A 22,646-nucleotide genomic window follows, 5' to 3' on the forward strand; every position below is an offset into this window, starting at 1 on the left:
TTTAGGCCTCTTGTGCTTTTAGGGTCGCAAACAGTGTTTTGAGTGCCTGGCCACGGTGGGAAAGCTGCTTTTTCACCGCAGGCTCAAGCTCTGCTGAGGTACAGCCGTGCTCACCAACCCAGAACACGGGATCATAGCCAAAGCCATTTTCACCTTTAGGTTCAAAGGTGATCTTGCCTTCCCATTTGCCGTGGCAAACCAGTGGTGTCGGGTCATTGGCATGGCGCATCATGACCAGTACACAGTGGAAACGTGCGGTACGCTGATCTTCCGGTACGTCTTTCATGTTTTCCAGCAGCAGATCCAGGTTGGCTTTGTTGCCTTTGCCTTCTCCGGCATAGCGGGCAGAGTACACACCCGGTGCACCGGCAAGGGCATCCACTTCCAGGCCAGAATCGTCAGCAATGGCTGGCAGGCCGGTTTCACGGGCGGCATGACGCGCTTTGATAATGGCATTTTCGATAAAAGTGGTGCCAGTTTCCTCAGCATCAGACACGCTGAACTCGCTCTGGGCCATCACTTCGAAGCCGAAGTCAGCCAGCAGGTCAGCCATTTCTTTTACTTTGCCTTGGTTACCGGTAGCCAGAACCAGTTTACTCATCCGGGACTCCTTGCATGGGTCGTATCCCAATTGGATTTATTTCTAATCAACAAGCTAATCCAATGGGTATTGGGAACAGGTCAGGGGCGGTATATTAGCGCAAATATACCGCCGGGGATAAGCTTAGATCGTGGGATCAATCGACGTAGAATTTCTGGTTGAATTCCAGCCGTCCGGTACTTTTGCCTGGGACGCTGATATCTATCTTAAAGCGCAGGGTTTCTTCGTTGGTGTAGCCAAAGGTGGCGAGATAATAGATGGCTTTGCCTTCTCTGACTTCCTGAAACTCGAGTGCCTTTTTACTGCCGAGCAGGTTTGATGCTTCTCCGCTCACGCTACCGGCGACAGCGGGTTTGCCTACCACCCTTGTATCCAGAATAGCGATATTCAACAACCCCTGGACCTTGCTTCGCTTAATGTTGTAAGCCTTGGCTACCTGCGGGGCGATGAGTGTGGTGGGGATGGCTGAGTAATGCACTTCCAGTTGCCCAATCTGTTTTGCCTGCTCCGCCTGAGCCGGCGCGGTGAGCGCGGCCGTCATCAGAGCTGCTACAGCCCAATTGACCATACCTTTCATGATATCCACCTTGTGCCTTTTCCCGATATCGGAAAATCAGGAATTGTTACTGACTTGTATACTGTACGCCAGTATCCGGGATTTGGTTGGAAATAACTACGTGTCGGTGGTAAGAGTTTGAAGTATATATACCCAAACCACCTGAAGGTGCAGGTTTCAGCGAGAGTTGATTGGCTGTCAGTCAAGGCGCTGTTTTGACGATCTAGTGGCTCTAAATCAAGAAACAGCAACGCAGGATGAGAGCCAATCAAACTCGCCCTTCGGGAGTGTTTCAGTGCGCCCACTTCTGCGTCAAATACCTTTGAAAGGGAGCAGCCATTCCTACGGGTATTTTCCTTGAATTGAACGCACTGAAATCACTCTGAATCACGCACCTTGAGGTGGTTTGGGTATAAAAATAAAGCCAGCTGGTGCTGGCTTTATTTAAACGTCGATGTTGCTCAGTCGAGCAGTTCGGCAACTTCTTTGGGAATTTCCACCGGGTCACAGATTCGGACCTGCTTGTGACGCCCGAGGTCGCCTTTTTCAATCTCAATTTTGCCCTTGGCTACCCGGAACTGTTTTGCCAGGTATTTGGTCAGGTGGGCATTGGCTTTTCCGTCCACTGGTGGCGCGGTAATGGCGACTTTAAACTCCTCACCGTGAAGGCCAACCAGCTGATCGCGGCTGGCCTTGGGCTGGATGTACAGCCTCAGCACGATGTCGTCTCCATCCCTTACCACTGCACTCACAGCTGGAACCAGATAGGACCGATAAGGTCACCAAGCAGAAAGTTAATGAACTGCAGGCCGATGAAAATCACCAGCACACTCAGGTCAAGGCCACCCAGAGGTGGGATCACGCGGCGGACAGGGGCTACAAAGGGTTCTGTCAGCTGCATCATCACATACTCAATTGGGCTTCGGCCCTGGCTGACCCAGCTCAGGATCGCGCGAATAATCAGCACCCAGAACAGCAGTCCACCGGCTGACTTCAGAAGGGCCAGCGCGCCGATATAGAACAGTTCAGGGCTGAATGAGAGGGCTCCACTGGTGGCAACCAGGTCAAGCACCACGAACTTACCCATGCAAAGTACATAGGCAAACAGCAGGGTAGCGGTATCCAGGCTGCCAATCGGCGGGATAATGCGGCGAAGCGGCGCAATGATCGGCTGGGTTGCCTTCACCACGAACTGTGAGAACGGGTTGTAGAAGTCCGCGCGGGCAAATTGCAGCCACGCACGCATCAGGACGACCATGATATAGAGGTCGAACAGGGTGTTAATCAGGAACAACATTGAATTCATATAGCGTGCCCTTAAAACAGCTTTTCCATCTCTTCTGCACGCGCAACTGCGGCCTTCATGGCTTCAGATACGGTTTCGGAGAGGTTATTTTCGTTAAATACGCGCAGCGCTTCTGCTGTCGTACCGCCTTTTGAGGTTACCTGTTCACGCAACGTAGACAGGGGCAGTTCCGGGTTGGCGACCACCATTTCAGCCGCTCCCAGCGCGGACTGCTGAACCAGCAGGCGTGCGGTCTCGGTATCAAAGCCCTGACGGACAGCTTCTTCCTGCATGGCTTCCATAAAGCGGAAGAAATACGCCGGAGCACTGCCAGCGGCCGCAATGACTGCATTGATGCCGGACTCTTCCTCAACCCAGCATACTTCACCTACAGCCTGCATCAGCTTACCCGCAAATTCACGATCTGCATCGGAAACGGATGCCGGGGCAAAAAGACCACTCATGCCCTTGCTTACCAATGCCGGCGTGTTTGGCATAACGCGAACCACAGAAAGTTCTGTACCGGCCAATTGGTTCAGGCGCGCTACAGAAATACCCGCAGCAATGGAAATAACCAGCTTGCCGTTCCAGTCGATATCCTTGAGGCCACCCATCACGGTTTCCATTAACTGGGGTTTCACTGCCAGTACTACCACGTCAGCATCATCTACAGCCAGCGTGTTGTCTCCGGAGGTGAAGATACCGTATGTTTCGCCGAGGCGAACACGTGAATCTGCGTTTGGATCCGTCGCAATGATGTTGTCTGCCGGATATCCCGCTTTTACCAGTCCCGCAATGATGGCTGTTGCCATGTTACCGGCACCTACAAAAGCTATCTGTCTTGGTTCCATTGCCTTTCCTTATTATTCTCGCGCCGGCCGGCTGGCGGTCAGCAGGTTAAGTCGCCGGAGCCGAATAGGCCCGGCAGGCTTGGTGTACGTGTTATCAGTTAGCGCTGCCGTAATTCCGTGCGCCAAAAATAGCGGTACCAATGCGCACCATGGTACTGCCTGATTCGATTGCTGCAGCCATGTCACCGCTCATCCCCATGGAAAGGGTATCAAAGTGCGGGTATTGTGCCTGCATTTCCTTAAACAGTGCAGACAGAGGGGCAAAAGCTTCCAGCTGTTTGCGGTGGTCATCTTCCGGTTCGGGAATTGTCATCAGCCCCCGCAGTACCAGGTTTGGCAGCGTTGCAACCTCTTTAGCCAGTTCCCGTACTTCATCGAACCCAGTGCCGGATTTACTTTCTTCACCGCTGGTGTTGACCTGGATAAGTATATTCAGTGGTGCCATGTTTTTCGGACGCTGTTCATTCAGGCGGCGGGCAATTTTGATGCGGTCAATGGTGTGTACCCAATCAAAATGCTCTGCAACCTGTTTGGTCTTATTTGACTGAATTGGGCCGATTAAGTGCCATTTCAAGTCAGCAGCATGTTCTGAACCGGCGAAATACTGAACTTTTTCCACCCCTTCCTGAATGTAGTTTTCGCCAAACTCCCGCTGTCCGGCATCAATGGCTTCTTGCACACACTCGACGGGTTTGGTTTTACTTACCGCAAGTAAGTCAACTGTCCCGCGAGCGCGACCACATTTTGCTGTTGCATCATCAATCTCGCGGATGACTTGACCCAGGTTTTCGCTAATACTTTGCATAATCAGAATTTTGAGGGTAACCCATGGATATCACAGAACTGTTGGACTTTAGTGTAAAGCATAACGCCTCCGATCTGCACCTTTCTGCGGGGGTTCCTCCGATGGTTCGTGTAGATGGTGATGTACGCAAGCTGAGCGTACCGCCACTTGGCCATACGGATGTGCACCGCTTGATCTTTGACATTATGAATGATGCCCAGCAGCGTGAGTTCGAAGAAAACCTGGAAGTGGATTTTTCATTCGAACTGCCGGGAACCGGCCGTTTCCGTGTCAACGCGTTCCACCAGGCGCGCGGTTGTGCCGCAGTATTCAGGACGATACCTACCCAGATCCCGACTCTGGATGCCCTCAACGCCCCGAAGGTGTTCGAGCGTTTTGCCAGCCTGCCCAAAGGGCTGGTTTTGGTGACCGGGCCTACGGGATCAGGTAAATCGACCACGCTGGCGGCGATGGTGGACTTCATCAATACCAACCATAACCGCCATATCCTCACCATTGAGGACCCGATTGAATTTGTCCACGATCAGAAAAAGTGCCTGATTAACCAGCGTGAGGTGCACCGGGACACCCGCTCTTTCAACAACGCGCTGCGCTCAGCGATGCGCGAAGACCCGGATGTGATCCTGGTCGGTGAGATGCGTGACCAGGAGACCATCAGCCTGGCGTTGACGGCAGCGGAAACCGGGCACCTGGTATTTGGAACCCTTCACACCTCAAGTGCAGCGAAGACAGTTGACCGAATCATTGATGTATTCCCCGGCAGTGACAAACCTATGGTGCGTTCCATGCTGTCGGAGTCCCTACAGGCAGTGATTTCACAGACGCTGCTTAAGTGCAATACCGGCGGGCGTATTGCCGCTCATGAAATCATGGTAGGCACACCGGCTATCCGGAACCTGATCCGTGAAGATAAGGTTGCCCAGATGTTCTCTGTTATCCAGACCGGCGCGGCTCTGGGTATGGTGACCATGGAACAGGCAATCAACAAACTGGCGGCACAGGGGCTGGTGGATCCGTCCATTGTGCAGAGCCGTCTCGGTCAGGCTGACTCAGGCTTTTAATTCCGGAGCAAGGGAAAATGATTCAATTGCAGAATGTGCTGTCTGAATTGGTTTTACGTCAGGGGTCGGATGCCTATGTCACTGTCGGGGCGTCTTGCATGTTGCGGGTGGACGGCACATTGACGCCTTTCGGGGATGTCCTGGATGCTGAAAGTGTTCTTACGCTCCTGCGCAAAGCGATGGATGAAGAGCAGTATCAGGAGTTTATCCAGACACGGGAATCCAATTTTGCCGTGGAGACCGATGACGCCCGTTTTCGTGTCAGTGCTTTCTGGCAACGGGATATGCCCGGTATGGTACTGCGCCGAATCCAGACGGATATCCCTTCGTTTGAAAGTCTGGGTCTTCCGGAAGTCATGCGGGATCTGGCAATTGCCAAACGGGGCCTTATTCTGATTGTCGGTGCCACCGGCTCGGGCAAGTCTACCTCGATGGCTTCAATGATTGGGCTGCGCAATGCCCGGGCGACTGGCCATATCCTGACAGTGGAAGACCCGATTGAATTTATCCACCCGCACAACAAGTGTATTGTCACCCAGCGCGAAGTTGGGATAGATACAGAAAGCTACGAAATTGCGCTGAAAAACTCCCTGCGACAGGCCCCGGATGTCATTATGATTGGTGAAATCCGCAGCCGTGAAACCATGGAGTTCGCGATGCAGTTTGCCGAAACCGGCCACCTGTGCATAGCCACGCTGCACGCCAATAACGCCAACCAGGCGTTGGAGCGTATTCTCCACCTGGTACCGGAAGATCGCCGGGTACCTTTCCTGTTTGATCTCTCCCTGAACCTGAAATGTGTACTGGCGCAGCAACTGGTGCCGGATGTCTCCGGTGTTGGGCGACATGGGGCTTTTGAGCTGCTGTTGAACTCACCTTTGGTGTCGGACCTGATTCGCCGCAATGAGCTCCATGAGCTCAAGGACGTGATGAAGCGAAGTACCAACAATGGCATGTGTACCTTTGACCAGTCGCTCTGCAGACTCTTTATGGACGGCAAGATAAGCTACGACGATGCACTGCTGTATGCTGACTCGTCCAACGATCTCAAGTTGATGATCAAAATGCAGAGACAGGAAGAAAAAGACAGAGGCTCATCACTCGATGGTGTGCACCTTGAGCTGGAATAGTCGCTCCTTCCACAAACCGGGAGCTCTTTAAACGGGCTCCCAAAGTTCAACCGGATTACCTTCCGGATCATGCAACCTTGCAAACCTGCCATTCGGGAAGGTTTGCGGGTTTATCTCCACCTCGATACCGGCTGCTTCCAATTGTGCAACCATGGCATCAAGATCCGAGACACGGAAATTGATCATCCATGCCTGTTCGGGATCGCCGAAATAATCAGTCTCTTCCGGGAAAGGCGCGAATACGGTTGCACCGGATTCCTGTTGCCAGGGCGCGGTATCGTAATCGGTCGGAATGGGATTAATACCCAAATGGGTTTGATACCAGGCTGAAAGGGTAGCCGGGTCTTTTGCCCGGAAGAAGACGCCGCCAATACCATTTACTTTTTGCATGTTGAACTTCCTTGGATCTGAGCAGGAAGGTTAACCATAGTGAATCTGGCCGGGGGGGGCGTATTAAACTTGGGGGTTTGAAAAAGAAACGGGGAGAGCTCATCGGCTCTCCCCGTTTTTGAGGTTTATGCATTAAAGCGCGAGTTGCAGGATACTGCGGGCCGCGTTGATATCAATATCCCCATGTTCGCCAAGCTGGGTCATGCCGTGGTTTTCCAGGCGTGTGGTGACTTTTTCTACCGCATCGTCGGAGACTTCCACATCGGAAAGACACACCGGCACTTCCATCTGGCGGAAAAAGGCTACGGTTGCAGAGATAGCGCCGTCGATGCGTTCATTCTCATTGCCGTCGGTAATGCCCCAGACACGCTCGGCGTATTGGAGCAATTTGCCTTTTTTCTTCTCCCGCTGCTTTTGCATCACAGCAGGCAAAAGAATGCTAAGTGTGCGGGCATGGTCGATGCCGTACTCGGCAGTAAGCTCATGGCCAATCATATGGGTTGCCCAGTCTTGCGGGACGCCGGCACCGATCAGGCCGTTAAGCGCCTGGGTTGCCGCCCACATAATATTGGTGCGAACTTCCAGGTCTTTCGGGGTGGTCAGCGCTTTGGGTCCTTCTTCTATCAGCGTCAGCAGGATGCCTTCAGCAAACCGGTCCTGGATTTTGGCGTTGACCGGGTAGGTCAGGTACTGCTCGATGGTGTGGACAAAGGCATCTACCACACCGTTAGACACCTGGCGGGGAGAGAGGCTGAGCGTGGTTGCCGGGTCCAAAATGGCGAACCTAGGGCGGACAAGCGGCGAGATGAACGGCAGTTTGTCGGCACCGCGGCTGACCACGGCTGCGATATTGGTTTCAGAGCCGGTTGCTGGCAGCGTCAGCACGCAGCCAATTGGCATGGCGTCTTCTACCTGCTTGTGGTTGGAGAGGATCTGCCACGGGTCGCCTTCATCAAAACGTACGGCTGCTGCAATGAACTTGGTTCCGTCCACAACCGAACCGCCACCGACAGCCAGCAGGTAGTCGAACTCCTCTTCGCGGATTTTCTCTACCGCTTTCATCAGGGTGTCGTACTGGGGGTTTGGCTCAATGCCTGAAAACTCCCCCCATTCTTTTCCTTCCAGAGCCTTGGTTACCTGATCATAGACACCGTTGGATTTGATAGAGCCGCCACCATAAAGGACCAGTGTCTTGCTGCCTTCCGGGATTTCTTCTGCCAGTTTTTCAATCTGACCTGCTCCGAAATGGATGCGGGTGGTATTTTCAAACGTGAAATTGTTCATGGCTTACTCCGTAGGTAAAACGGTCATTTCCATAGATAAAAGAAAGGCACCCGAGGGAGGATGCCTTGAAATGCTTAACCGTACTGGGCTTCAAACCAGCTTTCGAGAATGATAACGGCAGACAGTGAATCAATCTCACCTTTGCCCAGGGCTTTGTAGCCACCGCGCTCAAACAGCATGGCCCGCGCTTCTGTGGTAGTCAGCCGCTCGTCATGGAGCTCGACTTTTTTACCGAAGCGGCCAAAAAGGCGGTTGGCAAATTTTTTGGCTCGGGGGGTGATGGTCTCGAGATCTTTGCCGTGAAGATCCATTGGCAGGCCAACTACCATCAGATCCGGTTGCCACTCTTTCAGCAGTTTTTCAATTTGATCCCAGTTAGGGATGCCGTCCTGTGCCTTGAGGGCTGCCAGTGGACGGGCTGTGCCTGTGATTTCCTGGCCAATAGCCACACCAATGCTTTTGGTGCCGTAATCAAAGGCGAGAACTGTTCTGGAACTCATGCATGTCCTATTTCGTCGGACAGGTGGAGCGGGTTGATGCCCAGTTGGGCCAGAGCCTTGCTCCACCGCTCGTTAATGGGGGTGTTGAAAATCAGGTCCGGGTCGGCCTCAATGGTCAGCCAGCTGTTTTCAGCCAGCTCCTGCTCAAGCTGGCCGGCATCCCAGCCGGAATACCCCAGGGTCACCAGGAACTTCTCCGGGCCTTCGTCGGTGCCGAGGATGTTCAGGATATCCTTGGAGGTGGTGACTGTAATGTCATCGGTCAGTTCCATGCTCGAACCGTAGTCCCGGTGAGGGCGATGGAGCACAAACCCCCGGTCTTCTGATACCGGGCCACCGTTAAGAACCGGCTGTTCGAGCTTATTCGGGAAGGCAACGGGCAGGTCTCGCTCTACGTCAATCTGGTCAAGCATATTGCCGACCGAGATACTGATGGGGTTGTTGATCATCAAGCCCATCGCTCCCTCGTCGTTATGCTCACAGACATACACCACACCTTGTTCAAAGCGCGGATCTGTCATGCCGGGCATCGCGACAAGAAAGTGATTTTTTAAGTTCATCATGATGTCGACTCTCCATCGGTAGATACATGAAGTATGGCGAATTACGCCATACTTCTCCCAGATTATTTGCCTTTGAACACAGACCGTCTCAAAGCCTGACGTTATTCACTTTTGAGGCGACGCTCAATAGCGTCCATCAGTTTTCCGGTTATCGAGATAGTAAATGCGGCTTCGATTTCACGAATACAAGTCGGGCTGGTGACATTAATCTCGGTCAGTTTGTTACCGATAACGTCCAGACCGACAAAAATCAGCCCTTTTTCTTTCAGCGTCGGCGCAACCGCTTTGGCAATTTCCCAGTCAGTGTCGCTCAGAGGGCGAGCTTCACCGCGGCCGCCAGCGGCAAGGTTGCCACGGGTTTCGCCTTTGGCGGGAATACGGGCCAGGCAGTAAGGCATAGGTTCACCGTCAACCACCAGGATACGCTTGTCGCCGTTGGTGATGTCCGGTACGAAGGTCTGCGCCATACAGTAGCGGGTGCCCTGATCAGTCAGGGTTTCGATGATGACTGATACGTTAGGATCATCTGATTTCACGCGGAAGATTGAAGAGCCGCCCATGCCGTCGAGAGGCTTGAGGATCACATCACCGTGTTTTTCTCGGAACGCACGGATCTGGTCAGCGCGGCGCGTAACCAGAGTGGTAGGTGTCAGGTCCGGGAACCAAGCTGTGAAGAGCTTTTCGTTGCAGTCACGCAGGCTTTGCGGCTTGTTGACGATAAGGCAGCCTTGAACTTCTGCGCGCTCAAGGATGTAAGTCGCGTAGATGTACTCGGTATCGAAAGGGGGATCCTTGCGCATCAGGACAGCGTCGAGATCTGCCAGTGGGATTTCCTGCTCGCTGTCGATGTTGTACCAGTCAGCCGGGTCTTCCTTCAGTGTCACGGTACGGGTACGGGCAAAGGCTTTGCCCTGCTCCAGCGACAGGTCTGCCATTTCCATGTAGTGGATTTCCCAGCCGCGGCGCTGGGCTTCCAGCATCATGGCAAAGGTAGAGTCCTTCTTGATGTTGATGGACGAAATAGGGTCCATGACAACGCCGAGTTTGATCATCTGTTCTCTCCGTATCAAAGCTGTCAGCCCAGGTCGCCGAAGCGAACCTGGAGGGCAGTAATTGCTGTCAGGGCACATGTTTCGGTACGCAGTACACGGGGACCCAACAGGATTTCTTCAAAGTTGTATTTGCCTGTCATCTCAATTTCGTCGGCTGACAGGCCACCTTCCGGGCCGATAAGCAGGCGCACTTTGGTTACCGGCTCAGGCAGGGTATTGATGGAATATTTGGCGCGAGGGTGCAGATTCAGTTTCAGGCTGCCATCTTCCTCTTGGCACCAGTCTTCCAGTCTCATCACCGGACGGATTTCCGGTACCTTGTTACGGCCACACTGCTCACAGGCTGAGATGGCAATTTTCTGCCATTGCTGGAGCTTCTTGTCAAAACGCTCAGCATTGAGCTTGACGCCACAACGTTCTGAAATCAGCGGAGTAATGGTGTTTACACCAAGCTCGACGGATTTCTGGATGGTGAACTCCATCTTGTCACCGCGCGAAATAACCTGGCCGAGGTGGAAGTCCAACGGGGACTCTACGCTGTTTTCAACCCGCTCAGTTATCTGTACGGTCACACGCTTTTTACCGGCTTCGGTGATTTCAGCCGGGAATTCCGCACCGCTGTTATCAAAAAGCAGCACCTGTTCACCTGCCTGCATACGCAGGACCCGTCCGACATGGTTGGCGGCTTCTTCACTCAGGGAGACCGATGAAGGGGCGGAAATATTCTCTGGATGGTAAATACGTGGAATACGCATGATCTTGAACTGATGGTTGGAATTGAGGGCATCATAGCACGAGGGGTAGGGGGGATCACCTCCACCGGGGAGGTGACCAGGCTGAGGTTATAACCCTTTAGCCTTACAGGCTTTCAGGACAAACGGGTTGTGGTTGCCCTGGACTTTGGCGATCCGGCGGTCCCGCTCACACTCCCAGGCGTCAACCGGGTAAGTTTTGTCCCAGGCATCCATCAGTTTCTTTTGGGCGCTTGACAGCTGGAAGTCATACTCTTTGTGCATGTACTTATACGTGCGGGCGACAGCCCCCCGGGCACGCTTGGGCGGCTCAGCAACCCGGCCTTTGAAGTCAACTTTCATTTCGCACTGGCCGTAGAAAGCGCCTTTGTCACCATTCCACTGGCTGAAACGGAAGTTGGAGCGGTCACCGTTTACCTCACCTATAGCCGGGGTCAGGTTGTGCAGGTCAGCTTCCATCAGTTTGAATTGGACATCGTGACGGCTGCAGTTTTTACGGCCGCCTTTTTGCCAGCACTGGAGCTGGTGGCCAAATTGCCATGCCGGTACCACGTGTTCCCATTCGATGCGCTCTGCACGGCGCTTTTGCTTACGTATCTTGTAGCCACAATCATCCAACTCCGGTACACCCTTGCGGCCATTCCAGTCTATCTTGCAGCCGCAGTAAAAGCTGACAGGGTGATCCTGGTAAATTTTCACGGCAATGCGTTTGGCTTTGGTAAAGGATTGAGGTGGGGCGGCAAAAGCTGACGCAGAGAGTGTCAGCGCCGTCACCAGCGCAAGCAGCGCTTTCATGGCTGTGACTCCAAAAAAGAAAATGAGATATTTATCAGTATCTCAACTTCTTCGAGTCATGTCTCAGAAACAGGTGAGTAATTTGTCAGAAGTTACCTTGGCGACGAAGGGGACAAGGTTTCCCTGCGGAGTGGGGAGTGGCACTTCCTGCACAGGTATGTTGCCTGATCACGCTGGATACGGTTATGGCGGCGGACGGTCAATTCATGCTCACTGCATTGACAGCGGTAAAGGAAAGTTTTGCCTTTTACTGATGCGACATCGAAGCTGTGCGTTGTTTTTGGCTCAAGACCGAAAACGGAATACATGATCCCCTGCCATTCCCTACCATGTGGTTTTACCCGGCCGTAACAGGCATATGTGATGAGGTGGGCGACTTCATGGGGGACAACTTCGTCAAGAAAAGCCTGGGTGTTTTCACGCAGGAGAACTGGGTTGAACCTTAGCTGCCAGGTTTGAAGCCGGGCGCATCCTGCTGCTTTTCCTCGCTGGTTAAACAGGATTTCAGGAATCGGGAATTCCTTGTTAAATGCCTTTCTTGCGGTATCTATACAGCGGGTGACAGCCTGGGTGACCCTGAATTCCAGTTCGTCCATAGATCTCATTTTCAGATAACAAAAAAGGAGACCACTGTGGCCTCCTTTTGAAGTGTACCCGCTAAACCGGGTAACCGGAATTACTTGATGCCGGCGAAATCGCGCAGGGCAGCCGCTTTGTCAGTCGCTTCCCATGGGAACTCTTCGCGACCGAAGTGGCCGTAGGCTGCGGTCTTTTGGTAAATAGGTTGCAGAAGGTTCAGCATTTCCTGCAGGCCGTATGGGCGCAGGTCGAAGTGCTGGCGAACCGCTTCAACGATGATTTCCTGGGACACTTTTTCGGTGCCGAAGGTTTCCACCATGATAGATGTTGGCTCAGCAACACCAATAGCGTAAGACAGCTGGATTTCACAGCGGTCAGCCATGCCGGCTGCTACGATGTTTTTGGCAACATAACGTGCTGCATAGGCTGCAGAACGGTCAACCTTTGATGGATCTTTACCAGAGAATGCACCGCCACCGTGACGTGCCGCACCGCCGTAGGTATCTACGATGATTTTACGGCCAGTCAGACCACAGTCACCCATAGGACCACCGATAACAAAACGACCGGTTGGGTTGATGAAGTACTTGGTCTCTTTGCTCAGCCATTCTGAAGGCAGAACCGGCTTGATGATCTCTTCCATTACCGCTTCGCGCAGGCTTTCAGTCGAGATGCTGTCGCTGTGCTGGGTAGACAGGACTACGGCGTCGATACCAACGATTTTGTTGTTATCGTACTGGAATGTAACCTGGCTCTTTGCGTCCGGGCGCAGCCAAGGAAGGGTGCCGTTCTTGCGCACTTCAGCCTGGCGCTGTACCAGACGGTGAGCATAAGTCACAGGTGCTGGCATCAGTACGTCAGTTTCGTTGGTTGCATAACCGAACATGATGCCCTGGTCACCGGCGCCTTGTTCTTTAGGGTCAATCTTGTCAACGCCCTGGTTGATGTCCGGAGACTGCTTGCCAATGGCGCTCAGTACAGCACATGAGTCGGCATCGAAGCCCATTTCAGAACCGGTGTAGCCGATTTCGCGCACGGTCTTGCGGGTCAGCTCTTCGATATCAACCCATGCAGAAGTGGTGATCTCACCGCCAACCATTACCATGCCAGTTTTGACATAGGTTTCACACGCTACACGTGCCTTAGGGTCTTGCTCAAGGATCGCGTCAAGTACTGCGTCTGAAATTTGGTCTGCGATTTTGTCAGGATGGCCTTCTGAAACTGACTCAGAAGTAAACAGGTGCTTAGCCATTAAGATTCCCACTTGTGAATTAGTCGATCGTAAAAACTTCGTTTAGATGTTTTCACATCTGGACGTCTATTCTATCTGCGATGTGATCAAAATCAATAGTGCTTTTTATGTGGTCATTCACTAAATCGATTGTTCATCGCTTCACGTTTTGAATTTTTTATTGCAGTTTGGCGACGTTCCCTTCAGTAAATCGTTTGCACCCCACATAGAGTCCTGCGAAAATACTCGCCCGCCAAAAGATGCGGCCGGCAGTGTCAGGAAAAGTTGCCAGTTGCATAAGTAATTCAATCTTAAGTGTAAGCATTTATCAGGAGCAGACATGTCTTCCCGTAAGGTTCTGGCCAATGCGATCCGTGCCCTGAGCATGGACGGCGTACAAAAAGCAAACTCTGGTCACCCGGGTGCCCCTATGGGCATGGCCGATATCGCCGAAGTTGTGTGGCGCGGCCACATGAACCACAACCCACAAAACCCGCAGTGGGCCAACCGCGACCGTTTCGTACTGTCAAACGGCCACGGCTCAATGCTGATTTACTCTCTGCTCCACCTGACCGGCTATGACCTGTCTATTGATGACCTGAAAAACTTCCGCCAGCTGCACTCCAAAACCCCGGGCCACCCGGAGTACGGTTATGCACCGGGCATTGAAACCACCACTGGCCCACTGGGTCAGGGCATCACCAATGCGGTGGGTATGGCACTGGCTGAAAAAGCCCTGGCTGCCCAGTTCAACCGTGATGGCCATGACATCGTTGACCACCACACTTATGTGTTTATGGGTGACGGCTGCCTGATGGAAGGTATCTCCCATGAGGCTTGCTCCCTGGCCGGTACCCTGGGCCTTGGCAAGCTGGTGGCGTTCTGGGACGACAACGGCATCTCTATCGACGGCCACGTAGAAGGCTGGTTCACTGACAACACTCCGGCCCGTTTTGAAGCGTACGGCTGGCATGTTATCCGTGATGTAGACGGCCATGATGCAGAAGCCATTGAAGCGGCTGTCCAGGCTGCCAAGGCAGAAACCGGCAAGCCAACCCTGATTTGTACCAAGACCATCATCGGTTTCGGCTCACCAAACAAGTCCGGCAGCCACGACTGCCACGGTGCTCCACTGGGTGATGCAGAAATCGCCGCAGCCCGTGAGTTCCTCGGCTGGAACCATGGCCCGTTTGACATCCCTGCGGATATCTACGCAGAGTGGGATGCCAAAGAAGCCGGTGCGGCCAAAGAAAGAGCCTGGGATGAGAAGTTTGCCGCTTACGCCAACGCCCACCCAGAGCTGGCTGCTGAGTTCAAGCGTCGTATGGCGGGCGAACTGCCAGCCAACTTCGCAGAAGAAGCGGACAAGTACATTGCTGAGCTGCAAGCCAACCCGGCTTCTATCGCCTCACGCAAGGCATCCCAGAATGCCCTGGAAGCGTTCGGCAAGATGCTGCCTGAATTCATGGGTGGCTCAGCTGACCTGGCACCGTCCAACCTCACCATGTGGTCCGGCTCCAAGTCACTGACCCACGATGATGCGTCTGGCAACTATATCCACTACGGTGTCCGTGAATTTGGTATGACTGCCATCATCAACGGTATTGCCCTGCACGGCGGTTTCGTCCCTTACGGTGCCACCTTCCTGATGTTTATGGAATATGCCCGTAATGCCATGCGTATGGCTGCCCTGATGAAGGTGCAGAACATCCAGGTATACACCCACGATTCTATCGGCCTGGGTGAAGACGGCCCGACCCACCAGCCGGTTGAGCAGATTGCCTCCCTGCGCCTGACCCCGAACATGAGCACCTGGCGCCCATGTGACCAGGTGGAATCTGCAGTTGCCTGGAAGCACGCCATCGAGCGTAAAGACGGCCCGACGTCACTGATTTTCTCCCGTCAGAACCTGGCCCAGCAGCCACGTACTGACGCGCAACTGGCGGATGTAGCTAAAGGCGGTTACATCCTGAAAGACAGCGACGGCAAGCCAGAGCTGATTTTCATCGCCACCGGCTCAGAAGTGGAGCTGGCGGTACAGGCAGCAGACCAACTGAGCGCAGAAGGCCGCAAGGTACGAGTGGTGTCCCTGCCATGTACTGACGTGTTTGATGCCCAGGATGCGGCTTACCGTGAAGCGGTACTGCCATCAGACGTCACTGCCCGCGTGGCAGTGGAAGCCGGCATTGCTGACTACTGGTACAAGTATGTTGGTTTCGGCGGCCGTATCGTTGGCATGACCAGCTTCGGTGAGTCTGCCCCGGCTGACCTGCTGTTCAAGGAGTTTGGCTTCACCGTTGAAAACGTGGTTGCCAAGGCCAAAGAAGTGCTGGCGTAAGCCTAAGCGGATCAATAAATGAAGATGATGCCGGTCCCAGTGACCGGCATTTTTTTGCTTGTTGAAAACCTCTATACCCAAGCCACCTCAAGATGCAGTTTTCAGCGAGAGTTGATTGGCTTTCAGTCAAGGCGCTGTTTTGACGATCTAGTGGCTCTAAATCAAAAACAGCAACGCAGAATGAGAGCCAATCAAACTCGCCCTTCGGGAGGGTTTCAGTGCGTCCACTTCTGTGTCAAATACCTTTGAAAGGGAACAGCCATTCCTTCAGGTATTTTCCTTGAATTGAACGCACTGAAATCACTCTGAATGACGCACCTTGAGGTGGTTTGGGTATATCCAACTTCTTGTGTAATAGTTAAAAGAAAAGAGATAAGAAAACAGAGAACCGTGACATGGAGAGTTTGGAATGGGGAATTACACCGCTACTGTTACCTGGCAACGACAGCCGGGTGAAGACTTCACCGACAACAAGTACAGCCGTGGGCATATATGGGCATTTGATGGAGGTGTAGAGCTTCCCGCATCTTCTTCTCCCCAAGTTGTACCGCTGCCGTATTCCGTTGAAGCCAACGTTGATCCGGAAGAGGCGTTCGTAGCTTCTCTGTCGAGTTGCCATATGTTGTTTTTCCTTTCATTCGCAGCTAAGCGGGGCTTTGTCGTCGAAAGCTATGTCGACAGTGCTGTTGGCTTTATGGAAGCCAATGAGGAAGGAAAGATCGCAATGACTAAAGTGATACTTCGTCCCCGTGTGATTTTCTCCGGTGAAAAGCAACCGGATTTCGATATGCTGGAAGCGTTGCACCAAAGAGCCCATGACGCATGTTTTATAGCCAACTCGGTCAAGACGGATGTGGTTACTGAAATCCTGAATGACTGATATTGCCGCCTTATATTTACCTGTTATTACTGCTGGGGAAGCGTGACCCTAGTACTCTGTTCCAGCCCCGGGCATGGCCTCTGACCTGCTGTCATCTTACTATTCCTGCCGGTAGTAACCCCGCTTTAAGTAAGTGTTTTAAAAGGTCTCACCTACGTTAACAAAAGGTGAGACCAGTCACAATTTACGTGCTTCTCATTCGGGCTTGAGATACACTTAGCTGCGCTTTAAAGGAATAGACGGAAATGACACTCAAAGTTGCGATAAACGGATTTGGCCGTATCGGCCGCAGCGTATTACGTGCTCTTTATGAAAGCGGAAAACGTGACCAGATAGAAGTGGTTGCAGTGAATGAACTTGCTGAACCCGAAGCGATGGCTCACCTGTTGCAGTATGACACCAGTCATGGCCGCTTTTTTAAGCTTGTCAGTTGCACTCAGGAAATTCTGCACGTAGGGGATGACAAAATACGTATCCTCCACCTCAGTGATATCCACCTCCTTCCCTGGCGGGATCTCGGCGTAGACATCGTATTAGACTGCACCGGGGTGTTTGGCGAGCGAGGAGACGGTGAAGCCCACATCGCAGCCGGTGCCGGTAAGGTGCTGTTCTCTCATCCCGGTGGTAACGATCTCGATAACACCATTATCTATGGTGTAAATCACGACACACTCAAACCAGAACACAAAATCGTGTCGAACGGATCCTGTACCACAAACTGTATCGTGCCGGTTATCAAGGTCTTGGATGAAAAGTTCGGTATCGATTCAGGTACCATCACTACTATCCACGCTTCCATGCATGATCAGCAGGTTATTGACGCTTATCATTCAGATTTGCGACGCACCCGAGCTGCCAGCCAGTCTATCATTCCCGTTGATACCAAATTGCATAAAGGTATTGGTAGAATATTTCCGAAATTTTCTAACAAATTTGAAGCGATATCGGTTAGAGTTCCAACAATTAACGTCACAGCAATGGATTTGAGCGTGACTGTTAACACTAAAGTGAAAGTTAATGACGTAAATCAATCACTCTCCGAGGCCTCTGGGTGTACATTGAATGGCATTGTAGATTACACCGAAGCCCCACTGGTTTCCGTCGACTTTAACCATGACCCCCACAGCGCCATCGTCGATGGGTCTCAGACCCGCGTAAGTAACGGGCATCTCGTGAAGATGCTGGTTTGGTGCGACAACGAATGGGGATTTGCCAACCGCATGCTGGATACGGCGTTAGCAATGGCAGGAATTCAAGGCTGTTCACCGCAGTGAGCAGCCTAACATTTACAAATTATTGATTCGTAAAAGATAGAGAGGACGACCATGTCTGTAATCAAAATGACTGATCTGGAACTGGCTGGTAAGCGTGTTCTGATCCGTGCTGACCTGAACGTGCCAGTTAAAGAAGGTAAAGTAACTTCTGACGCTCGTATCCTGGCTTCTCTGCCAACTATCAAGCACTGCCTTGAAGCTGGCGCAAAAGTAATGGTGACTTCTCACCTGGGTCGTCCTACTGAAGGTGAGTACGACGAGCAGTTCTCTCTGGCTCCTGTAGTTAACTACCTGAACGATGCGCTGGATTGCGAAGTTCGCCTGGAAAAAGACTACCTGAACGGTCTGGAACTGAATGCTGGTGAACTGGTTGTTCTGGAAAACGTTCGTTTCAACAAAGGCGAGAAGAAGAACGAAGAAGATCTGTCTAAGCAATACGCTGCTCTGTGTGACGTATTCGTAATGGACGCATTCGGTACTGCTCACCGTGCACAGGCTTCAACTCACGGTGTTGGTATGCACGCTCCTGTAGCATGTGCTGGCCCTCTGCTGGCTGCAGAACTGGACGCTCTGGGCAAAGCCCTGACCAACCCAGCTCGCCCAATGGTTGCTATCGTTGGTGGTTCTAAAGTTTCTACCAAGCTGACTGTTCTTGAGTCTCTGGCCAAGATCGCTGACAAAGTGGTAGTTGGTGGCGGTATCGCTAACACCTTCATCGCAGCTACCGGCAAAAACGTTGGTAAGTCTCTGTACGAAGCAGACCTGATCGATACAGCGAAAGCGCTGATGGAACAAACTGACGTGCCAGTAGCAACTGACGTAGTTTGTGCAAAAGAATTCTCTGAGTCTGCAGAAGCGACTATCAAGTCTGCTGCTGACATCGCTGAAGACGACATGGTGCTGGATATCGGCCCTGATTCAGCGGAAGAACTGGCTCAAATCATCAAGGGTGCCAAGACCATCCTGTGGAACGGCCCAGTAGGTGTATTCGAAATCGATCAGTTCGGCAACGGTACAGAAATCGTTTCTAAGGCAATTGCTGAGTCTGAAGGTTTCTCTATCGCTGGTGGTGGTGACACTCTGGCTGCTATCGACAAGTATGGCATCAAAGAGCAGGTGTCTTACATCTCTACCGGCGGCGGCGCTTTCCTTGAGTTCGTTGAAGGTAAAGTACTGCCAGCAGTCGCTATGCTGGAAGAGCGCGCCAAAGCGTAATTGACAAAATAAACGGGAGTTCAGGCTCCCGTTTTGCTTAACGTTTGTATAGAATGCCCTGCATTGAAAGCAAACGTTTGCCCTAAGATTTTTATTAATCTCGCGAAGACAACAAAGTAAACAGGACCATAGACATGTCTAAAATCTTTGATTTCGTAAAGCCAGGTGTTATCTCTGGTGATGACGTACAAAAAGTATTCGAAATTGCTAAAGAGCATAACTTTGCCCTGCCAGCGGTTAACGTAGTTAACACTGACTCTATCAACGCTGTACTGGAATCAGCTGCAAAAGTTAAAGCACCAGTTATCGTTCAGTTCTCTAACGGCGGTGCTGCTTTCTTCGCTGGTAAAGGTCTGAAGCTGGAAGGTCAGGATGCACAAATCCTGGGTGCAGTTGCTGGTGCGAAATACGTTCACGCGATCGCTGAAACTTACGGTGTGCCAGTAATTCTGCACACTGACCACGCAGCTAAGAAACTGCTGCCATGGATCGACGGTCTGCTGTCTGCTGGTGAAGAGTTCTTCGCTCAGACTGGTAAGCCACTGTTCTCTTCTCACATGATCGACCTGTCAGAAGAAACTCTGGAAGAAAACATCGAAATCAGCGGCAAGTACCTTGAGCGCATGGCTAAGATGAACATGACCCTGGAGATCGAACTGGGTTGTACTGGTGGTGAAGAAGACGGCGTTGATAACTCAGACATGGATTCTTCTGAGCTGTACACTTCTCCAGAAGACGTTGCATACGCTTACGAGAAGCTGAGCGCAATCAGCCACCGTTTCACCATCGCTGCCTCTTTCGGTAACGTACACGGTGTATACCAGGCTGGTAACGTTGTTCTGACTCCTACCATCCTGCGTGACTCTCAGGCATACGTTTCTGAGAAGTTCAACCTGCCAGCTAAGTCTCTGAACTTCGTATTCCACGGCGGTTCAGGTTCTTCAGAAGCTGATATCCAGGAATCAATCAGCTACGGTGTTATCAAGATGAACATCGATACTGATACTCAGTGGGCAAACTGGGATGGCGTTCGTCAGTACGAAGCAGCTAACCACGATTACCTGCAAGGTCAAATCGGTAACCCTACCGGTGAAGCAGCTCCTAACAAGAAGTACTACGATCCACGCGTATGGCTGCGTGCTGGTCAGGCTTCTATGGTTGCTCGTCTGGAGAAAGCATTCTCTGACCTGAACGCTATCGACGTACTGTAATTTTTTACAGAAACGACGGTTATAAGAAGGCCCGCTTATATAAGCGGGCTTTTTCTTATTTGAGACAGGCTATTTTCGCATTACAATTTAAACTTCGTTACATTTTAACGGTTTTGTAAGGCCTGAGTGCCTGATGTAAGGTGGCCGAGCCCCGCTTTTTTGGGAGGTTCGGGCGTTAATCACTCAAATGAGAAAATAAGAATGAGTCAAGAAAACCCAGTAGTAGAGCTGGCCGGAACAGCTGAAAAAGCACAGCATTGGCTGGCTAGCAACCAGGATCTTATCATCCAGTATGGCGTGAATGTTATTTCCGCTATCCTTATCCTCATCATTGGTAACTTCGTGGTGAAGGCAATTGCCGGTTCAGTTGCCAAGGTACTGCGCAAGAAACAGATGGATAACGCTGTTGTAGAGTTTATCCATGCGTTGGTTCGTTACCTGCTGTTTGTCATCGTTATTATTGCAGCACTGAGCCGTATTGGTGTTCAGACTGCATCTGTAGTGGCTGTTATCGGTGCTGCCGGCCTGGCTGTTGGCCTGGCGTTGCAGGGTTCACTGTCTAACTTCGCAGCTGGCGTACTGATTGTAGGTTTCCGCCCATTCAAGTCAGGTGACTATGTGGAAGTGGGTGGTGTTGCCGGTTCTGTTGAATCTATCCAGATCTTCTCTACCGTACTGAAGACACCGGACAACAAAATGGTTGTTGTGCCAAACGGTTCTGTTATCGGTGGCCCAATCACCAACTACTCCCGCCATGATACCCGCCGCATCGATTTCGTAATCGGTGTGTCTTACAACGCTGATTTGCAAAAGACCAAAGCTGTTCTGGAGCGTGTATGTGCCGCTGATGAGCGTGTTCTGAAAGATCCAGAAACTACAGTGGGTGTTGTTGCCCTGGCTGATTCTTCAGTTAACTTTGTGGTACGCCCTTGGGTACGTACTGCTGATTACTGGGCGGTATACTTCGACCTGATGCAAGCCATCAAGGAAGAACTCGATAAAGAAGGTATCGAGATCCCATTCCCTCAGATGGATGTTCACCTGAACAAGGTCGACTAATCTTACTGAATGTAAAAAAGGCTTCCGGTTGGAAGCCTTTTTTATTGGCTGTTGCCAAGAACCAACACAGGGTTTGGGATGGCTGCCAGGATATTGTCAAGATGTCGGGAAGCAAATCCCATGGTGTTAACCGGCGGGCCGGGTGTGAACATCAGTTCTTTGAATTTGTAGACGTCCGGATCGATAATCAGCGGGATGTCCGGGGGGAGAGTAAAGGGGCTTACAGCTTTTGGAAGACACCCGGTCACTGCCGTCATTTCCTCATCCCCGGCGATGGAGGGACGTTTCCCTGTCAGGGCTTTGATGGACTTGGTATCCAGCCTCTGATCTTTGTGGGTAAACAGTAAAGCGTACCCGCTGCCTTTGAGTTTGAGGAAAAGACTTTTGGTTAATGCCCCTGTCCAGCCAAGGCGTGCCGCTACCTTTTCATCAGTGTCAAAATCAAGGATGGGTTCATGCTCCCAAATAAGGTAAGGGACGCCTGCTTCCCTGAAAAGCGTGATATTTGCCTCCAAGATAGCTTCAACAGATGGGTACATTAGCCCAGCCTCCCCAAAAGCCCGCTAGCCAGTTTCCAGGCAATAAAAAACATAAACCCGGCTATAACTGCATCAATCGTTCTCTGAACCCTGGGTTTGCTCAGTACTGGCGCCATTTTCGCTGCCGCAAGGGACACACCGTAAAACCAGCTCAGTGATGCCAGCAACGTGCCCGTGGCAAATGCAATGCGGCCATCTTCGGAAAACTGTCCGCCGATCGACCCTAACACCACAATGGTATCGAGGTAGACATGTGGGTTGAGCAGGGTAACGGCAAGCGCCCCGAGAATAACTGCGCGCCTTCCTCGACTGGTGCTTTTATCAATTTCGGCTTTTTCATACCTGTTCTGCAGTACTGCTTTAACCGACATGGCACCGTAGAAACTTAAGAACAGGATACCGCCTAAAGTCACGGTATTAAGCAATGTCGCATTGCTGGAAAGCAGTGCACCGCCCCCGAAAATTCCCAGCGTGATAAATACGATGTCGCAGAGGCTGCAGATGGTCGCGGTTGTCAGGTGATGCTGTCGTTTGATCCCCTGGTTCAAGACGTAGGCGTTTTGGGCACCGATAGGCACTATCATGCTTAGGCCCAGACCAAATCCTTGCAGAATAATCCATATGTTGCTCATTGCCCGATTCCGTTGAGTATGCCGTTAACTGTGGAAGTTAGAGTAAAGAGTGGACGATTTTCA

25 protein-coding genes are annotated in these 22,646 nt (G+C 51.9%); 8 read left to right on the forward strand and 17 right to left on the reverse strand.

Translation table 11 applies throughout. From position 1 onward, the window contains the following. Position 1 precedes the first annotated feature (1 nt). The 6 genes from NF212_RS02470 to NF212_RS02495 form a co-directional block, all read right to left on the reverse strand. On the reverse strand, positions 2–601 hold the full coding sequence (locus NF212_RS02470) for an XTP/dITP diphosphatase (protein WP_434358508.1): 600 nt from the start codon (positions 599–601) through the stop codon (positions 2–4). Positions 602–737: 136 nt separating this feature from the next. Further along, positions 738–1,178: a DUF4426 domain-containing protein gene (locus NF212_RS02475; protein ID WP_434358510.1), complete on the reverse strand. Its 441-nt coding sequence runs from the start codon at positions 1,176–1,178 to the stop codon at positions 738–740. Positions 1,179–1,618: 440 nt separating this feature from the next. Then, entirely contained in the window at positions 1,619–1,909 is a 291-nt protein-coding gene (yggU, locus tag NF212_RS02480; protein WP_054674964.1) for a DUF167 family protein YggU, read from the reverse strand. Then, positions 1,906–2,463 carry a YggT family protein gene (locus NF212_RS02485; RefSeq protein WP_434358511.1) on the reverse strand — a complete coding sequence of 186 codons (558 nt, stop codon included), beginning with the start codon at positions 2,461–2,463 and terminating at the stop codon, positions 1,906–1,908. The genes yggU and NF212_RS02485 overlap by 4 nt, the downstream gene beginning before the upstream one ends. A gap of 11 nt (positions 2,464–2,474) precedes the next feature. Then, entirely contained in the window at positions 2,475–3,293 is an 819-nt protein-coding gene (proC, locus tag NF212_RS02490; RefSeq protein WP_434358513.1) for a pyrroline-5-carboxylate reductase, read from the reverse strand. A 94-nt stretch (positions 3,294–3,387) separates the two neighbouring features. Continuing rightward, entirely contained in the window at positions 3,388–4,098 is a 711-nt protein-coding gene (locus tag NF212_RS02495) for a YggS family pyridoxal phosphate-dependent enzyme (RefSeq protein ID WP_434358515.1), read from the reverse strand. Between the two features lie 23 nt (positions 4,099–4,121). Between NF212_RS02495 and NF212_RS02500 the strand changes: the two genes are divergently transcribed. Then, positions 4,122–5,159 carry a type IV pilus twitching motility protein PilT gene (locus NF212_RS02500; RefSeq protein WP_434358517.1) on the forward strand — a complete coding sequence of 346 codons (1,038 nt, stop codon included), beginning with the start codon at positions 4,122–4,124 and terminating at the stop codon, positions 5,157–5,159. Between the two features lie 17 nt (positions 5,160–5,176). Continuing rightward, positions 5,177–6,289: a PilT/PilU family type 4a pilus ATPase gene (locus NF212_RS02505; protein ID WP_434358519.1), complete on the forward strand. Its 1,113-nt coding sequence runs from the start codon at positions 5,177–5,179 to the stop codon at positions 6,287–6,289. Positions 6,290–6,316: 27 nt separating this feature from the next. Here the strand turns inward: NF212_RS02505 and NF212_RS02510 are convergent, their stop codons facing one another. From NF212_RS02510 to metK, 9 genes are all read right to left on the reverse strand, one after another. Further along, positions 6,317–6,679: a VOC family protein gene (locus NF212_RS02510; RefSeq protein ID WP_434358521.1), complete on the reverse strand. Its 363-nt coding sequence runs from the start codon at positions 6,677–6,679 to the stop codon at positions 6,317–6,319. 132 nt (positions 6,680–6,811) lie between these two features. Continuing rightward, positions 6,812–7,963 carry an iron-containing alcohol dehydrogenase gene (locus NF212_RS02515; protein ID WP_434358523.1) on the reverse strand — a complete coding sequence of 384 codons (1,152 nt, stop codon included), beginning with the start codon at positions 7,961–7,963 and terminating at the stop codon, positions 6,812–6,814. A gap of 74 nt (positions 7,964–8,037) precedes the next feature. Further along, the gene (ruvX, locus tag NF212_RS02520; protein ID WP_434358525.1) at positions 8,038–8,463 is read right to left on the reverse strand and encodes a Holliday junction resolvase RuvX; all 426 of its coding nucleotides are present in this window, start codon (positions 8,461–8,463) and stop codon (positions 8,038–8,040) included. Beyond that, positions 8,460–9,023 (reverse strand): YqgE/AlgH family protein, encoded by a 564-nt coding sequence (locus tag NF212_RS02525; protein WP_054674976.1) that lies wholly within the window; start codon positions 9,021–9,023, stop codon positions 8,460–8,462. Before NF212_RS02525 ends, ruvX begins: the two co-directional genes overlap by 4 nt. Positions 9,024–9,127: 104 nt before the next feature. Continuing rightward, positions 9,128–10,078 carry a glutathione synthase gene (gene gshB, locus NF212_RS02530; RefSeq protein ID WP_434358527.1) on the reverse strand — a complete coding sequence of 317 codons (951 nt, stop codon included), beginning with the start codon at positions 10,076–10,078 and terminating at the stop codon, positions 9,128–9,130. Positions 10,079–10,101: 23 nt separating this feature from the next. Next, positions 10,102–10,833 carry a 16S rRNA (uracil(1498)-N(3))-methyltransferase gene (rsmE, locus tag NF212_RS02535; protein WP_434358529.1) on the reverse strand — a complete coding sequence of 244 codons (732 nt, stop codon included), beginning with the start codon at positions 10,831–10,833 and terminating at the stop codon, positions 10,102–10,104. 87 nt (positions 10,834–10,920) lie between these two features. Beyond that, positions 10,921–11,625, reverse strand: a complete 705-nt coding sequence (endA, locus tag NF212_RS02540; protein WP_434358531.1) for a deoxyribonuclease I — start codon at positions 11,623–11,625, stop codon at positions 10,921–10,923. Between the two features lie 92 nt (positions 11,626–11,717). After that, the gene (locus NF212_RS02545) at positions 11,718–12,221 is read right to left on the reverse strand and encodes a SprT family zinc-dependent metalloprotease (protein WP_434358533.1); all 504 of its coding nucleotides are present in this window, start codon (positions 12,219–12,221) and stop codon (positions 11,718–11,720) included. Between the two features lie 80 nt (positions 12,222–12,301). Beyond that, the gene (gene metK, locus NF212_RS02550; protein ID WP_434358535.1) at positions 12,302–13,456 is read right to left on the reverse strand and encodes a methionine adenosyltransferase; all 1,155 of its coding nucleotides are present in this window, start codon (positions 13,454–13,456) and stop codon (positions 12,302–12,304) included. 319 nt (positions 13,457–13,775) lie between these two features. Between metK and tkt the strand changes: the two genes are divergently transcribed. From tkt to mscS, 6 genes are all read left to right on the forward strand, one after another. Next, positions 13,776–15,773 carry a transketolase gene (gene tkt / locus NF212_RS02555; RefSeq protein ID WP_434358537.1) on the forward strand — a complete coding sequence of 666 codons (1,998 nt, stop codon included), beginning with the start codon at positions 13,776–13,778 and terminating at the stop codon, positions 15,771–15,773. A gap of 409 nt (positions 15,774–16,182) precedes the next feature. Next, positions 16,183–16,653, forward strand: coding sequence for an OsmC family protein (locus tag NF212_RS02560; RefSeq protein WP_434358539.1), 471 nt, complete (start codon positions 16,183–16,185; stop codon positions 16,651–16,653). 245 nt (positions 16,654–16,898) lie between these two features. Further along, the gene (gene epd, locus NF212_RS02565; protein WP_434358541.1) at positions 16,899–17,927 is read left to right on the forward strand and encodes an erythrose-4-phosphate dehydrogenase; all 1,029 of its coding nucleotides are present in this window, start codon (positions 16,899–16,901) and stop codon (positions 17,925–17,927) included. 51 nt (positions 17,928–17,978) lie between these two features. Continuing rightward, a complete protein-coding gene (locus NF212_RS02570) occupies positions 17,979–19,142 on the forward strand; it encodes a phosphoglycerate kinase (protein WP_434358543.1) in 1,164 nt (387 codons plus the stop codon). A 134-nt stretch (positions 19,143–19,276) separates the two neighbouring features. Then, on the forward strand, positions 19,277–20,353 hold the full coding sequence (fbaA, locus tag NF212_RS02575) for a class II fructose-bisphosphate aldolase (RefSeq protein ID WP_434358545.1): 1,077 nt from the start codon (positions 19,277–19,279) through the stop codon (positions 20,351–20,353). A gap of 201 nt (positions 20,354–20,554) precedes the next feature. Then, positions 20,555–21,412: a small-conductance mechanosensitive channel MscS gene (mscS, locus tag NF212_RS02580; protein WP_434358547.1), complete on the forward strand. Its 858-nt coding sequence runs from the start codon at positions 20,555–20,557 to the stop codon at positions 21,410–21,412. Between the two features lie 41 nt (positions 21,413–21,453). Here the strand turns inward: mscS and NF212_RS02585 are convergent, their stop codons facing one another. Together NF212_RS02585 and NF212_RS02590 are read right to left on the reverse strand one after the other, a co-directional pair. Continuing rightward, positions 21,454–21,951: a YbaK/EbsC family protein gene (locus NF212_RS02585; protein WP_434358549.1), complete on the reverse strand. Its 498-nt coding sequence runs from the start codon at positions 21,949–21,951 to the stop codon at positions 21,454–21,456. Next, positions 21,951–22,583: a LysE/ArgO family amino acid transporter gene (locus NF212_RS02590; protein ID WP_434358551.1), complete on the reverse strand. Its 633-nt coding sequence runs from the start codon at positions 22,581–22,583 to the stop codon at positions 21,951–21,953. The genes NF212_RS02585 and NF212_RS02590 overlap by 1 nt, the downstream gene beginning before the upstream one ends. Positions 22,584–22,646: the final 63 nt, after the last annotated feature.

The sequence above is a fragment of the Parasalinivibrio latis genome, from assembly GCF_036825535.1.
In the GTDB taxonomy this organism is placed as follows: Bacteria; Pseudomonadota; Gammaproteobacteria; order Enterobacterales; family Vibrionaceae; genus Parasalinivibrio; species Parasalinivibrio latis.